This window comes from Pseudomonas sp. QLc11A (genome assembly GCF_052112305.1).
Lineage (GTDB): Bacteria > Pseudomonadota > Gammaproteobacteria > Pseudomonadales > Pseudomonadaceae > Aquipseudomonas > Aquipseudomonas laurylsulfatiphila.
The window spans coordinates 159,822-175,173 of sequence record NZ_JAVAJJ010000016.1 but is presented as its reverse complement, the minus strand read 5'-3'; the positions used below and the strand labels follow the sequence as shown (position 1 = coordinate 175,173).

Annotated in this window: 11 protein-coding genes and 4 pseudogenes; 4 read left to right on the top strand and 11 right to left on the bottom strand. The window is 57.6% G+C overall.

Features of this window, described 5'->3' with window-relative positions; genetic code table 11:
• Positions 1-4,456 (bottom strand): beta strand repeat-containing protein (locus Q8X48_RS22265; RefSeq protein ID WP_407802781.1); only part of this gene is annotated, 4,456 nt, incomplete at its 3' end.
• 236 nt (positions 4,457-4,692) lie between these two features.
• Here Q8X48_RS22265 and Q8X48_RS22260 point away from each other — a divergent pair.
• On the top strand, positions 4,693-5,796 hold the full coding sequence (locus Q8X48_RS22260) for a helix-turn-helix transcriptional regulator (protein WP_102675206.1): 1,104 nt from the start codon (positions 4,693-4,695) through the stop codon (positions 5,794-5,796).
• 295 nt (positions 5,797-6,091) lie between these two features.
• On the opposite strand, the pseudogene Q8X48_RS22255 reads toward Q8X48_RS22260, so the two are convergent.
• From Q8X48_RS22255 to Q8X48_RS22235, 5 genes and pseudogenes are all read right to left on the bottom strand, one after another.
• Positions 6,092-6,531, bottom strand: a pseudogene (locus Q8X48_RS22255) (lysis system i-spanin subunit Rz).
• Positions 6,532-6,543: 12 nt separating this feature from the next.
• Positions 6,544-6,819: pseudogene (locus Q8X48_RS22250) on the bottom strand (hypothetical protein); the annotation flags it as partial.
• A 48-nt stretch (positions 6,820-6,867) separates the two neighbouring features.
• On the bottom strand, positions 6,868-7,101 hold the full coding sequence (locus Q8X48_RS22245) for a hypothetical protein (RefSeq protein WP_102675205.1): 234 nt from the start codon (positions 7,099-7,101) through the stop codon (positions 6,868-6,870).
• A 152-nt stretch (positions 7,102-7,253) separates the two neighbouring features.
• Positions 7,254-7,590 (bottom strand): annotated as a pseudogene (locus tag Q8X48_RS22240) (phage holin, lambda family).
• 700 nt (positions 7,591-8,290) lie between these two features.
• Positions 8,291-8,515, bottom strand: a complete 225-nt coding sequence (locus Q8X48_RS22235; protein ID WP_102675204.1) for a hypothetical protein — start codon at positions 8,513-8,515, stop codon at positions 8,291-8,293.
• Here Q8X48_RS22235 and Q8X48_RS22230 point away from each other — a divergent pair.
• Complete coding sequence (locus Q8X48_RS22230) at positions 8,508-8,969, top strand: hypothetical protein (protein ID WP_407801529.1); 462 nt, start codon at positions 8,508-8,510, stop codon at positions 8,967-8,969. The two genes, Q8X48_RS22235 and Q8X48_RS22230, sit on opposite strands and share 8 nt — an antisense overlap.
• 81 nt (positions 8,970-9,050) lie before the next feature.
• Positions 9,051-9,359, top strand: a pseudogene (locus tag Q8X48_RS22225) (hypothetical protein); the annotation flags it as partial.
• Positions 9,360-10,054: 695 nt separating this feature from the next.
• On the opposite strand, the gene Q8X48_RS22220 reads toward Q8X48_RS22225, so the two are convergent.
• From Q8X48_RS22220 to Q8X48_RS22200, 5 genes are all read right to left on the bottom strand, one after another.
• Entirely contained in the window at positions 10,055-10,393 is a 339-nt protein-coding gene (locus tag Q8X48_RS22220) for an SMI1/KNR4 family protein (RefSeq protein WP_407801528.1), read from the bottom strand.
• A gap of 477 nt (positions 10,394-10,870) precedes the next feature.
• On the bottom strand, positions 10,871-11,218 hold the full coding sequence (locus tag Q8X48_RS22215; protein ID WP_102675200.1) for a hypothetical protein: 348 nt from the start codon (positions 11,216-11,218) through the stop codon (positions 10,871-10,873).
• Positions 11,219-11,589: 371 nt separating this feature from the next.
• On the bottom strand, positions 11,590-11,958 hold the full coding sequence (locus Q8X48_RS22210) for a hypothetical protein (RefSeq protein WP_102675198.1): 369 nt from the start codon (positions 11,956-11,958) through the stop codon (positions 11,590-11,592).
• 49 nt (positions 11,959-12,007) lie between these two features.
• On the bottom strand, positions 12,008-12,562 hold the full coding sequence (locus tag Q8X48_RS22205) for a YecA family protein (RefSeq protein WP_407801527.1): 555 nt from the start codon (positions 12,560-12,562) through the stop codon (positions 12,008-12,010).
• Positions 12,563-12,636: 74 nt separating this feature from the next.
• Entirely contained in the window at positions 12,637-12,996 is a 360-nt protein-coding gene (locus Q8X48_RS22200; protein WP_102675196.1) for a hypothetical protein, read from the bottom strand.
• A 54-nt stretch (positions 12,997-13,050) separates the two neighbouring features.
• Between Q8X48_RS22200 and Q8X48_RS22195 the strand changes: the two genes are divergently transcribed.
• Entirely contained in the window at positions 13,051-15,096 is a 2,046-nt protein-coding gene (locus Q8X48_RS22195; RefSeq protein WP_407801526.1) for a DNA cytosine methyltransferase, read from the top strand.
• The last annotated feature ends 256 nt before the right edge of the window (positions 15,097-15,352 follow it).

The following is a 15,352-nucleotide window of genomic DNA, read 5'->3' as shown; positions in this document are numbered from 1 at the left end:
AGATGTCGCTGCCCGCGTCACCGCTCAAGTTCACAGCAGCACCGACCAGCGCCGTGCGCACATCGAGGATGTCGTTACCATTGCCGCCGGACGCATAGCCCCGAGCCAACATCAACTGGTCATCGCCGTCATCGCCGTTCAACTGATCGAAACTGCCATCCATGCCGCCTGTCAGCACGTCATTGCCGACACCGCCTCTCAGCGTGTCGTTGCCATTACCACCATCCAACGTGTCGGCTCCGTTGTCGCCAAGCAATGTGTCGTTGCCGTTACCGCCGTTCAGCGTGTCATCACCTTCACCGCCGCTCAACGTGTCATCACCGTCACCGCCGTCGAGCGTATCGGCCTCTGCTTGCCCGTTCAGGATGTCGGCACCGCCGAAGCCGCGCAGGATGTCGCTGTAGGCGGTGCCGTCGAGCACGTTGTTGTCGGCGTCGCCCTCGAACTGATTGACCAGCTGCGCGACCGCGGCGGTGGCTGCGCTCGCCTCCGACTCGACCGTACCACCGCCGTCGGTGTAGCTCGCAACCACGCGCACGTGTTGGCCGAGTAAGGCGTTGCTCAGCACCAGTGTATTACTGGTGGTGCCGGCGATGTCGGTCCAGTTGCTGCTGCCGTCGGCCGACAACTGCCATTGATACGACACCGTACCCAGGCCGTCGACGTCGGCCAGCGTGTTGCTGGCGGTCAGCGTCTGGGTTTCGGTGGCGTTGCCGCTGATGATGACGTCACCGGCGGGTGCATCATTAACCGCTGCCAGGTTGAGGTTGGCAGAGGTCGCCACGTCGTTGCCGCCGTCGGTGACTACCACATTGAACGCCACTGCACCATTGCGGTTGGCGACCGGTGTAAAGGTCCAGCTTCCGTCGCCATGGTCGGTGAGCGTGCCATCGTTCGGATTGACGCTGACGCTCTTCACGCTCGGCGTGTTGCCGATGTCGCTGGTATTGGCCAACAGTTGCTCGGCGCTGAAGATATAGGCGGAATCTTCACTGCCATCGGCCAGGGTCACCGGACCGCTCACCAACGGCGCGGTAGTGTCGAGGGTGAAGGTGCTGCCGGTGCCGCTGGCGGTGTTGCCAGCCGTGTCGCTGGCCGTTACCGACACACTGATCGGGCCATCGCCCAGGCTGGAAAGATCGGCGCTGCCGTTGACGCCGACGACGCTTTGGCTGCCATCGCTGAAGCTGACGATGGCGCTGGCATCTACATCGAGACCGGTAACCGTGTAGGCGACCGCCGATTTCTCGGTATTGGTGATAAGGGTATCGGCCAGCGACACCGTCAGGTCGCCGCCCGTGTCGGCGATGGTGTCCAGCGTCAGGCTGCCGGCGGTGCTGAAGGTAAGGCTATCCACCCCGAAGGTCGCGCCCCCGTCGTGGATCTCCAGCCGCGCGACCGGGCCTCCCGAGGAATTCACGGTCAGCCGGGTATTTGCTGGAGCCCCAGGCGGCAACAACGCTTGCCCTACCAGCACGCCCGCGGCGTCGTAAGCAAAGAGGCCGGTATTGGCGGCACCTGAGACATAGGCCGACACCGTTTGGATATTGCCGGTAATGGCCGAGTCGAAGGTGAAGATCATCAGACCCGATCCAGCGTAGACAAGATTTACCCCCGACTGAGCAGGCCATGGGGAGTTGAACTCATTAAGAATAGTTACGCCGCCAGACACGGTGACGCCGAGACTCTGGTACTGCGTCGTCAGTTCCGAATCAGATAAAAACTCATCGAAACTCAGGCTGCTGCCCGTACTGGTCAGGCCGCTGGCGCTGTTGCCAGCGCCATCAGTGGCGACGATCGATACGTTGATCGGGCCATCGTTCAGGCTGGACAGGTCGGCACTGCCATTGACGCCGAACACGTGGTTATTGGTCGAGTCGCTGAAGGTGACGACGGCGCTGGCGTCCGCGTCGAGTCCCGTCACGCTGTAGGCGACTGCGGTCTTCTCGACGTTGTTGATCAGTCTGTCGGCGAGAACGACTCTCAGGTCGTTACCGACATCGGCGCTGGTATCGAAGGTGTAGCTGTGGCCGGTGCCGGCGCGGCTGTTGCCGGCGGCATTGATGGTCTGGACCAGCAAGCCGGTGCCGCTGCTGATGAGGGTGACGCCGCTGGCGCTCCAGTTATGGGTGGCATTATCGGCCACCGCATTTACCCAGGTGGTGCCACCATCGGCGGAAACCTGGATGATCTCGCCGCTGTTCAAGGTGCCAGTGTAAGTACCGCTCAAGGTCTGGGTTTCGATGTTGGTGATGAAGTCGCCAGCGATGCCACTGTCATCGCTCAGTGCAGTCACCGTGGCCACTGCGGCGGGAGCATCATCAACCGCTGCGAGACTCAAGATGGCCGAAGTGGCGACCGTCGCGCCAGCACTGTCGGCAATCACAAGCGCAAAATTCACCAGGCCATTGCGATCCAGCGCCGGGGTGAAGGTCCAACTGCCGTTTGGGGTGGCCGTGATCGAGCCGTCAGCCGGGTCGACGCTGATACTCTGCACACTCAGACTCTCACCGACATCCACGTCGCTGGCATTGGCCAGCAATTGTGCGGCTGTGATCGTATAGACCGTATCTTCCGTGCCACCGGGCAAACTGACCGGGCCACTGACCGTTGGTGCATCGTTGACCGGAGTGACATTGACACTCAAGGTATTGGCATTGATCGAAAACGCCGTGCCGTCGCTCACCTTGAAGCCGATGCTGACATAGCCGCTGCCATTGCCATCGGGGGCCGGCACGAATTGCAGTTTGCCGGCGTCTAGGTCGGCCTTGCTGATGACCTGGTCCTGAACGACTGCGATCCAGGCACTGCCATTGTTGTACTGCAGGCTGCCGAGCGTTGGCAGGCCGGTGATTTTCACCGCTGCAAGCGGGCTGTTTTCCGGGTCGCTGTAGGTGCCGAAGTCGGCGCTGCCCAGGATGACCGGCGTGTCCTCCAGTGTGACCTGGCTGTCATCGGTTGAGGTCGGGGCAACGTTGACCGGGCTGGTGGCCGCCGCCTTGAGCGTGGCTGTGTTCCAGACAACGTTGTTGTCGAAGCGCACCCGGTCGATTTCGTAATCGGCGCCCAGATAAAAGTTTTTCACGGTCAGGGTCTGTGAGGTGGCGAGCACGACCATCTGCAGGTCATTGCCGATGTGCACAAAACGCACGTTGCCGCTATTGAGCCCAACCAGTTGCACCGTATCGATATCGGCGGCGGCACCGCCGCTATTATCTATCACGTCGTTACCATAATTGCTGCCATACAGGTAAGTGTCGTTACCACGACGGCCAGCCAGCACGTCATCCCCCGCGCCGCCATCGAGGCGGTTGTTGCCGGTGTTCCCCGTCAGGCGGTTGGCCAGGGTATTGCCGGTGCCGTTGAGGTTACTGCTTCCAGTGAGCTCCAGATTTTCCAGGTTGGCGCCCAGACTGTAGTTTACCGAGGACCGGACGGTATCCGTGCCGTCTCCGGGTTGTTCGGACACCACGTCTGCGGCCTGCGCGACGATGTAAATATCGTTGCCGCTGCCACCTGCCATGCTGTCGTTGCCGCTCCCGCCGTCGAGCAGGTCGTTGCCTGCATCACCCGAGAGGTTGTCATTCCCTGCCCCGCCTTGCAGCGTATCGTCACCATCGCCGCCCTGGATCAGATCGTTACCGCTTCCACCATCGAGGATGTTATTGCCCGTATTGCCATTGAGGGTGTTATCCAGCCCATTGCCGGTGCCATTGATGTTGGCGCTGCCGGTCAGGGTAAGGCGCTCGACATTGCTGCCCAAGTTGTAGTTGATGCTGGCCTGCACCAGATCATCGCCGGCGTTGTTCGCTTCCACCACCACATCGGCGGCGGCATCGACCATGTAGGTGTCATCGCCCACGCCGCCTTCCATACGGTCATTGCCGCTGCCACCATCAAGCGTGTCGTTGCCGCCATTACCCAACAATGTATCGTTGCCACCCAAGCCCAGGAGGATGTCATCACCGGGATTGCCGTTGATCACGTCAGCGCCATTGGTTGGCACGACGGGCGGGTAAAAAAGATTGGCCAGGATATCGCTGGCGCTCCAGCGGCTGCCGTCTGCGAACTGAATTCGGTCGATCGCGTGGTCTGCATCGAGGAAGTGCTGGCTCACGGTGAGGGTTTCACCAGTGGTCAGGACACTGAGCACCAGGTCGCTACCGATCCGGGTCAGGCGGATCTGGTTGGCGTTGAGATTGGTCAACCGAATGGTGTCGACGTCGCTGTTGGCGCCACCGGAATTGTCGATCACATCGAAGCCATAACCCTGACCGAAACGGTAAGTATCGCTGCCGCGTCCGCCTATGAGCAGGTCATTGCCGGTACCACCATCCAAAGTGTCGTTATCACCGTTGCCCAAGAGTGTGTCATTGCCGCCCAGACCATTGAGGGTGTCGGCCGCAGAGCCGCCCGTCAGCGTATTGGCGCTTTCATTACCATTTATGATTGCCATGACCTAACCCCTTATACATCCGAGATTTTTACGGTGTCATGACTTTAGTTCGCAGCCCCCCACTTCTCCCTCATCCGTTTGAATGATCAGACAAACCTTTCGTCTGATAATCGAACCACGCACAAGCCCCTTTCCCGACCACCGGTATTGCAGAAAGCTCGACCATGCGCCATATGAAGACGTAGCGCCCGCAAGTTCGACGGCGCTACGCCAACCGCTAGCAGGGAGGCTTGCCCTTGCCACGACTGGATGAACAGAAGGCCTACGACGAATTGGTCGTCCTTTGTTATGAGTGCGTGCTGGACAACTCCGCCTGGCGGCCACTGCTCGAACGACTGGTCGCGGCCAGCGGGCGACAGCAGGGCTTGTTGCTCTTCACCGATTACCGCAAGAGCGGCACTCACGCCTCCACCACGCTCAACCTGTGCGACCCCGCCGCGATCGACGTCTACAACCGCCACTACTGCAATCTGGATCCGGGCCTTGTCCTCATCCGCTCCCACAAAGTGGGTGACTGGTACAACGACCTCATGGATTTCGGTCCCGAACGCATTCGGCGCGACCCTTATTATCAGGAGTTCTACATCCCCTTCGGGCTGCATAATCTCTCCTGCGTTAAGCTAGAAGAACAGGCCGATGCGGGCATCTACCTGACCGTGCTCAACGAGGTCGGCGCGCCCTTGCCAACCGCCCAACAGCAGGCCTTGCTGCTGCGTGTTAGCCCGCACCTGCTCAAGGCCGCCAAACTGTCCAACAAGGTCAACCGCCTGGAACTGGAGTTGGCCACACGCGACCTGCTGCTGGACCACCATCGCGCCCCGCTCTGGCTGCTGGACGGCGACGGTCATGTACTCTATTGCAACCAGATGGCGGCGCGACACATGGGCCAGAGCACTTTCCCGCTCTATGAACATTTCAATCGCCTGCACAGCAAGAGTCAGGACACCCACCTGCTAGCGCTGATCCGCCGCGCCGCCGGCAAGGACGGTAGGCGCCGCGCCGGCTGGCTGTGCCTCAACCCCACCCAGCCGCAGGAGCTGCTGGTCACGCCGGTCCCGGCCGAAGTGGCTTTCAACCGCCACTTTCAAATACCGTTGGTGCTGCTGGCACTGCTGGAAAACCAGCCACAATCTCAGCTGCTGTCCGAGCTCTTCCAACTCACGCCGGCCGAACAGCGCCTGGCTGAACTACTGGCTCAGGGACTCACTCCGGAAAACTGTGCAGCTCGTTTGAGCGTGTCCATCAACACCGTGCGCACGCAACTGCGCGCTCTGTTTCGCAAAACCGACACTAGCCGCCAGGCCGACCTGGTCAGTCTGATCGGTCGCTTGCACGTCTAGGCATCAGGCCTTGGACCCTCTCCCGTTTACAGGAGAGGGCTTGGACATCGGGATCAAACATTGAGTTGTTCAGAGTCAGGATGAAAATCAGCATGAACATGACAATCCGCAATGAACAAGTCCAAGACATGCAGCGCTAGAAAGCTTGATCCAAAAGCGCCCAGAACCAGCTCCCGCGCCGAAGAAAAAGCCTGTCAAAAAAAGATAGTAGTCACGAAGTCGCGACGAAACTAGAAGCCCCGAAGCCGAGAATCTTCGGGGCTTTGCATTTCTGGTTCTCAACCCCTTCCCCACCCTATCTGCGTGATACTTCTCGTACATAGGCTTGACATGCCGCCAGCGCTATCAGTCCTTGGTCACCGGTGCCGGTGATTCCGATAACTCGTTGAGCATGCGCTGGGTCAAGTCGGGCCGCGTTCCTCCATGAACCACGCCGCCGGCGCCGGTAGCGGCTGGCACTGAACTGCCACTGGCTGAATCCGTGGTATCGAGGAGGCCTGACAACCGCAGATCAGCAGTGGCAAGGTGTTCGCGCAGGCGAGCCTGTTTCGTTTGAGCATCGCTCAGTTCCTTGTAGTGGATTTGTTCACTGGCCGACAGGCGCTGCTCGAGTACCAGCCGCTTGTCCTGATCGGCGCGAATCTGGGTCGCGGCCGCGTTGCTGATGGTAATGAGGTCGTCCTGATACAGGCCCGCCTGCTCGGCGAGCTGCTTGCCGTAACGCCAGTCCTGCACCTTCCATACGCCGCCAGCCGGGAAACCCCACTTGAGGCCAATGCCGAATAACAACGGTGTCGCGGTCAGAAAGGACACCGCCGGCGGCAGACCCGCTTTGCCCTTGAGGTTGGTCAGGATTGAGTTGCGCCAGATCGACGAAATGTCGAAAGCACTCACGGCACGAACGCGGGCCACATAGGCGCCAGCATAGATACCGACCACGTCGACACTGGTCATCCCGGTGCGCTGCAGCTTGATCCAGTTGCCGTTGTCCTTGCGCCACTCCACGTCATACCCGACCGCGCCGTTCATGCGGCACTCTCATTTAAGTGCTCACATGACAGACCGACTTTCTTAGCTTTGAGCATCATGCACGGTCACCCTCACTCCCGTAGCCACAATCTCGTACTCAGTCTCAGAAATCTTTTTCACGTCACCACCAGATTGCATTTCGAAATGCTTCAGACCCTCATGTCGAACCATGCCGCTTGAAGAGCGCTCAATGGTCTCGTCCTGATAGATGTTAATCACGTAGTCCAAGTTATCCGTGCCAACCCCAACTATTCTCCCAACATATTTATCTGCCATGTTCGAACTCCTTGCGTGAAATCTCAAAGTAGCTGGTACTGAAAGATGAATCCACAGCATTGAACAGTTCACTTCACCATGATGTTGGTCTGCACCTGAGCGTGCCCGTGCAGGAGAGATACGACCAAGCCCTGAGGCAGGCCGGCAGCGGACTACTGACCAGCCCCACGGGTGGGGAATCTAATCTCGGCAATCCGATCTGCAATGTCGGCCAGCTTCTTTACTCCCTGGAAGCCAATGAACACACCGGCGGCTGTCGCAAGGTTCTGAGGTAGCCCGAAGTATTCGAGGACCGGGATCAGCCCAATGGTGATCAGTGTGCAGATCGCCGCCTCGAGCAGTGTCCTGACGACGAGTCCCCCCGCCGTAGATGATCCTGATGCCGGCCATTAGGGCAGAAAGACCAGCAGCATAAAGAGTTGGCGAATGCTGACTCAGCGATGCAAGCACGATGAGCCAGGTTTCTGGTTTGTCTGGCATGTTTGGCATCCGGATGTCCCTCCCTTTCGGGGAGCGAAGTATATCCGGCCCCAGCATCACTCCCAGCTCAGAGCGATGGGTGTGGTGGAGCCGAAAATGAGAAAGCCCCGAGCTAGTCGAGGCTTTTTTATTCCGCCTCCGCTTAAGTAAGCAGAGGCTTAATTGCTAGCTTTAACTGCCTGGGCCGTCGTAAGACGGGGCTGGCCGCGGCCTTTTTGGCTTGACCGGTTGCTGAGGCTTCTCGGGAGGTACTTGGTTCGGAGGGGTTACAGGCAGCTCCGGGCACTTTGGAAGTTTGAGGGCTTCGTCATTTGCCTCGTCGAAGGAATTGTGAGGACCACCTTTCTCATTTCCACTCTGGTCGTAAACATACCACTTACCGTCTTCTTTCTGGCTGATGGTGTAGCCGTTGGCATTTGACACTCAAATCTCCTCATTGGGTGAGGAACTACTAAACAACAAATCAGGGGAATACAAAAGCCCAACGAATGTTGAGGCCTTGAAAAGGTGCGTGATCTTTCCGAGCTGTCCGCCAAAGACCTTCCCAGCGTCGACGCCCCATTGCATCGATCTCGCTGATCCACTCTCAAGCCACCCTGCAAGCATGTGAGGTCAGGGTGCGCGGGCTGCCGGTGTTGATCCGTAGCACTGCACTTGCCGGCTTATCAGTGTCCAGGCCTTCCGTGAGGCTGCCCTGGCTACAGTGGACTCAAAAAGCTGGTGAGATATCGAAGTAGTAGTCCTTCCCTTCCTCGAAATGCTCGGCGCGATCGGCAGCCACGCTCACGACGTATTCGCCGCACGGGGTGTACTTGCCGTAGATTGAATCCTCTTCGGCTGGATTGGCCGACCACACCGCACCGAAGTGCAGGCGGGTCTCCGAGTCGGACCGAGCGCCAGGCTCTTCGCAAAATGGCGGACTCTCTATGAGCAAGCGCAATCCCAACAACGGTTTTGCCCGGGCTGAACGAAGCTGCCGGGCACTTCTGCGAACCAATCACGTCGCTGTGGTGAACATCGACCCCAGCGGCGCGCAGATCATGGCGAACTGGAAGAGCTGCCGACAGATCCGGAGTCTGGCGATCGCCAACGCGATTTTCGACTTCGCCTATCGCTGGACGATCTACATCAGCGCCATGTGTCGAGACGAGCGCGGCGTCGAGTACGTGAAGTCAGTGGAGATATCGCCGGAGGGAACCTACAAAGTGGCGCGCCTAACGGATGCCATCGAGCATTACTACCTGGAGCTGCGAAACAGCTGCAACCCGAATCACCTGGTTGCATCCGGATGGGTCGCCATCCCTGCAGAGGTTTCGCTCGAAGAGGCTCAGGCCGCCAAGCTGTTCTACGCCGCCGGCGCCTGGCATCAGGTGAAGGTCGCAGCATGAAACGAATCAACAACCAGGTGCGCCAGCGCCGACGACAGACATGGCTGGATCTACCGGCCCACGGAATTGAAGAGGCAGGCCATGGCCAAGAGCAACGCGGAACGGTCAGCGAAAGCCGCGGCAAAGAAGAAGAGTCGCGGCGAAGAGGAACTAAGGCTGCACTGCCTGCCTGGCACGCGCCAAGCCCTGGCTGAACTGATGGCCTGGAGCGGCATCGAGGAACAGGGCGAGGCCATCACGCTGATGATTCATCATCTTCATGCATTAGGGCCTCAAAAGTCCGCGCCTCTGCTGACCCCGCCGCGACACGAAATCACGATCAGCGAAAACGTGTCGCGCAAACTTGAGCTCGCCTACAACCGCGAAGCCCTGCGCATTTGTCACGACGAATACCCCCCCCCAACTGTCGCATCCAGTCATGGAGGGTGGCGCCTCGAGGTTAATGCCGACCGCTATCGTGGCAGGCGAAGAAAGTGCACTGCTACCAGCTGCCCTCATTTCGGTAAATTTGCGCGACCAACTCAAAGCTCCGCAGCAAATGCCTTTTCAGATATACGCGGTTTTTTCCGTAATAAACGGCGATGTCATCAGCGTAATCGCATCCCATTTCTTGATCATTGATAACAAAGGCCCGAGGCCCATACCCTGAAGCTACGCAGAAAGTAAATTTCCCCGCGTCAATCTTGTGTTCCCCACTCGTAACGTGACACGCAGCATTTCTACACGCTCTAACGAGATCAGTGACATCGGTCATGCTTTCAGTGACTTCCATGTCGTCATCGAAATTTATTCTTTGTCCATCTAGTTTGGCTTTCTGCAACAGGTCATTGAGATGGACCAACACAAGCGTTACCGCTGACTCGAACATTACTCCCGCGCTGCTGCCCGCGTTGAAAACTCCGGAGTTGAATACATCCGCACAACGCGTGACTGAGGACTGGATGTCGGCTGCCCTCATCCATGCTGCGAAGTTCTTCGTGTCTTCTGCCATCTGCTTCTCCTTGATCCGGCTCCATGCCGGTCACTCGTAATACCCCACCACAACCCAAATTGCCACTGTCGCATCCGGTCACGGAGGGCGGCGCCTAACCGATCAACGCCATGAATTCAGCAAAGCTGTTTGCCACCGTCTGCATGCTCCCGTCTGGGTCTACACCATCGAAGGTAACTATCGGCCAAGGAGCGGCCACCCGCAGGTTCAAAGCAAACAGCTGACCACCGCCATCGCCTCCAAAAACAAATAGACCAGGAGCAGTTTTCGCAAACATGCCTATTTGCTCAAAATCCGAGGCTGTTTCAGCTGGATCAAGACAAAAATTAAAGAGAGGGTCGGGAAGCGGGCCCTCCCCACCATTGCTGTATTCCAGCAACCGGTAGTACTCGGAGGGTAGTTCTCGGGGCGCTGCAGCACGAAGAGTGTCCAAAGCCTGATAGGCCTCCTTGGTCCGGCTCCATGCCGGGCCGAACACAAATACCCCACTTCAACGAACCAAACCAGTTTTGTGACGCACTTTCAACTACCCCACTGTCGCATCCGGCCACGGAGGGCGGCGCCCAACCGAGGTAACCGCAATGCCAATTGCAACAGATACCGTCGAGTTCCTTGAAGAACTGAACGGCGGCGCATCGCGATTCTGTTGAAAAAGTCGGTCTACCCAAACTGCCTGATCATTTACTCGTGAAAACGCCTTTTTCGCACGCTGCTACGTGAAATCCGAGTCCGGAAGCCTCTGCCAAAAGTAAAGATTTCAATCTCGGACGCGTACTTTTCGGATGCGCAAACCATGGTCGACTTTTTCAACACAATCTCGCCAATGCTGACACTCGGCACCTTCGATCCAAAATGAAAAATAGGTAACCCGTTCGATACAGCGGGTTACCCCTTCAACCGGATGGCTCGCCTATATTTGTTGCATCCGGCCGCGGAGGACTACTCCATCTTGATTGATGGTCGATCGGCGCAACTCTGGATCGTTTTCATTAAGGCACCGAAACTGCAACTCGGCATTGGTATAGCGACCGTAACCAGAATCCCTGAATGCATCTTTTACAGGCATCAGCTGCTTGTCTTTACTCTCACAAAAAGCATTGGCCTCTTGATATAGCTCAGCCTTTACAGCTCCTCCGCTAAAGGTCGTGAAGCTCCCCTCCTTCGCGATCATGTAGGTGTCTCGACCCATGGGCACGACTCCCAGGCCGGAGCAGCCGGCGATGAGTAAAGCAATCGTTGAAACCAGCAAAAGCCGCATCTGTTGCGCTCCATGCATAAGGGGATGGCGATCATAGAGCCATCACTCTGCCGCATCACCAAATTTCAAACCCATTTTCGCATCCGGTGACGGAGGGCGGCGCCAGATTGCTGAGTTGTGGCTACCAGGCACTGGGCGAGCGCCACGACTTCGAGGAATGGCAGGAGACGATGTCGACACTCCTGATCAATCTTGCTGCAGCGTCTGCCGATGAGTCCGCCCGCTTCGCCAGCATGTCGCGACACGTTTATGAGATCCCCGAAAACGTGTCGCGAAAGTTGGAGCTAGCCTACAACCGCGAAGCCCTGCGCATCTGTAACGACGAATAATCACTGCCCGCTGCCGCATCCGGTCACGGAGAGTGGGACCAATTAACGGTTGTTGTGTTTATCCATGACTTTTTTCACTACCCGTGCCTGTTTCGCATCCTGAATAGACTGGGAGATCGCATCATTTTCAAGATGCAGCTTCTCCAGCGACTCAGCTGTGAGAGAGTTTGTCTCGATCAGATTGAGGAGCCCCTGTTGGTAATGCACGTGGGCCGCCAATGGTGTGACAGCCACCGGTCCGGCAATTTTGTCTGCGTACTCAAAAGCCTCACTTCTATGGCGTATAGCGAAGTCCAAAACAGCTTTGGCGCGCTCTCTCTTGGCTTGGTAATGCGCTTGAATCCAAACCGTTACCACTGAGCCGCCTGCGCCGATCGCCGCACCTATCAGCCCTGCTACTGCAGAATCCACATCGCTCTCCTTGATCCGGCTCCATGCCGGTCACCCAAAATGGCAATATTTAGACCATTGCAGCAATAGCAACCGCTAATTGGGACCAGAAAGCCAGGTTTATGCCCTGTTTATCAAACCAAGTTCTGAGTTCTGAGCCTTCAATTGTTCCAGTCGATTTTTGACGGGTAATAGCATCTTGCACAAGTTCGACGGGGGGCTGTGCAGGTAGGTTTTTTAACACCTCAGCAAGATTTTGGGTTGTTGGCGATATGTGATTCAGTTCATTGATATGCCCATTACTACCGTTTTTTAAGTCGACTCCGGTATCGGCAACAATGGTGGCTTTTCCTACTGTAAATGTGCTGTTGTCGGATCGAATTCCAGTAGACATATTACCCCCGTAGCCGTGGCAGCGTTTGAATTTAATCCCTGACCCGCATGGGCAAGGACTATTTCTTCCTGTTTTTTTATTGGACGTCTGGCGCGTATCGAGAACCGTCTCGCCTACGAAAATATTGCCATGACTATCCTTCATGTCTATTCCGGTTTCGAAGCCGGAAGACTGGAAATCAATTGTGTTGTTATGACAATCCACCATCTTTAAACCCGCAACACCCGCCATACCTGCCGCCTTCGGTTTTTCCTACAAATACCCCACTTCAACGAATTACGCCAGCCGGCGAAACGTCTGGTCCTTTAGCGTTCTTTGTGGAGGATGGAAGAAATAGCAGAGATCACGATATCCACATGCTCCTTCTTCGATAGCCCGACTCTCGGCCATTTGTGTTGAGGATCAATGTTTACCGGTTGACCGGTTTCAAGACGCAGCCTTTCAACAAGTGAAGCCATTGAGTTTTCTGACTGCTCAGCTTTTGCGGCTAGATTTTTAACTTCGAACGCAATCTCTGCCAAATTTCCTGAAGCGAGGTTGCGAGAGTAAAGGGTGGCGAACCCTGTCGATCCTGTCCTGAATCGAACCCCATTTCCGCTATCCAGTGGCTGAGCCACTCCGAGCAATTCGGAAAGCTGCGCCTGTGCATCGCTGAATACACCCATTTACGAATCTCCTTTTCAAAAAATCACGTTGCAATACAACGCGAGGATAAGTCTATGTCCGCACAACAGAAGAAACACCCCTTCGATTTCAAAACTCAATATGGACTTGGCTTAAGCACTCAGGATGATGAAATCGTAGTCGATTTCTTCTGCGGAGGTGGCGGTGCCGGTATCGGACTAGAAATGGGCCTAGGTCGCGCGGTGAATATCGCCAAGAACCACAGCGCCAGCGCGATCAGCATGCACACTGTGAATCACCCGGGCGCAGTGCATTTCACGACCGACGTGTTCGATGGTGACCCGGACACCGAGTGTGACGGACAGGCCGTTGGCTGGTTCCACATGTCGCCGGACTGCACGCATCACAGCCAGGCCGCCGGTGGTCAGCCGCGCAAGCGTGAGATTCGAAATCTATCGTGGATCGGCCTGAAGTGGGCAGGAAAGAAAAAGCCCCGCGTCATCAGCCTGGAAAACGTGAAACAGACCCTTCAGTGGGGGCCGCTCATCGCCAAGCGCTGTAAGACCACCGGCCGCGTCGTGAAATTGGGCGGCGGTGTTGCTGCACCAGGCGAAGTGGTACCGGTCCACCAGCAGTTCCTGGTGCCTGACCCGAAACGCCGCGTGCAGACCTGGGCCGTTTTCGTTGCCGAGCTGCAGCACCTGGGCTACGTCGTTGAATGGCGAGTGCTGAGGGCCTGCGACTACGGCGCACCTACCAGCCGCGAACGTCTGTTCATGATTGCCCGCTGCGACGGTCAGCCGATAGTCTGGCCAGCACCCACTCACGCGAAGCACCCCGTGAAGGGCCAGCAGAAGTGGCGCACTGCCGCCGAGTGCATCGACTGGACGATCCCGAGCAAAAGCATCTTCGACCGGCCAAAACCGCTGGCACCTGCCACGCTGCGCCGGATCGCAAAGGGGATGAAGAAGTTCGTCATCGATGCCGCTGACCCGTTCATTGTGCCGATCGCAAACTGGTCCGGCGAAAGTGTGCTGTCAGCACATGACCCGTTGCGCACCGTGACCTCTTGGCCACGCGGCGGCTCGTTCGCCATGGCCAGCCCGATCATCGCGCCAGCAACGCATCAGGGTAGCGATCGCATCAACGACCCGGACGCCCCGCTGCCGACGGTAACCTGCGCCAATCGCGGCGAGCTGACGCTCATCAGCCCGGTGATGGTTGGTGTCGGTGGACGAGCAGGACAAACAGAACCTCGGCCAGGCAGCGAGCCTTTCTACACGATCACGACGAAGGCAGACACTGCGATCGCCGCGGCACACCTGGTAAAATTCCGATTTGCTGACGAAGGCAAGTCGCTCGACGAGCCGCTGCCAACCATCACCAGCGGCGGCAACTACCAGCGTCCGGCCGGGGCCGCACACGCGATGGGTATCTCGACGGTGTTCATGGCCCAGATGAACGGCGGCTTCAACACCACCGACGCCAAGAGCATCAGTGACCCGATGACCACTGTGACCAATACCGGCAGCCAGCAGCAGCTGGTGACCGCCAACCTGGTGCACATGCGCGGCAACTGTGATGCCCGCGACACCACCGATCCACTGCATACGATCAGTGCCGGAGGAACCCACCACGGAGTCGTCACAGCATTCATGGAACGCCAGTTCGGAGCCAGCGTTGGCCAAGCTATGAACGAACCCGCGCCAACCATCACCGCCGGTGGTGGCGGCAAGAGTTCGCTGGTCGAGTTCCAGCTTTCGCCAGAGGTTGAAGCCGGAGCCCTGCGCGTCGCGGCATTTTTGATCAGCTACTACGGCACCGAGAACGTGAGCGGCGCCGGCGAGCCAGCACCGACGATCACGACCAAGGATCGGCTGGGTCTGGTCACCGTCACGATAAAGGGCACGCCCTACGTTATCGTCGACATCTGCTTGCGAATGCTGCAACCAGCCGAGCTGTACAAGGCTCAGGGCTTCCCTGCCGACTACATCATCAGCCACGGCGCCGACGGCAAGCCATTCACCAAGACCCAGCAGGTGCACATGTGCGGGAACAGCGTTAGCCCGCCGCCAATGGCTGCTCTGGCCCAGGCCAATGACCCTTGGCGTGTCACTGATTGCGAAGCAGAAGCTGCCTGATTTACACAAACCACAGCTGCCACGACATCGTGTTGAGCCATGCGATTAGATGGCTCAGTTGCGTTATTACTTGGTCGACTAGCAGTTGCAAGAGCAAGTCTTCGAGTAATCGATACATCAGTGCCACCCCACCAATTTCTGGAAGCCGGGAACTCCGGCGATTGCTAATGCTACTCCGGCAAAGAAGCTTGAAAGGCAAGATGCGTAATTAGTTGTGGCAGACCGCTCGTCACTTCCCCCCCCTCCACCACCCGGG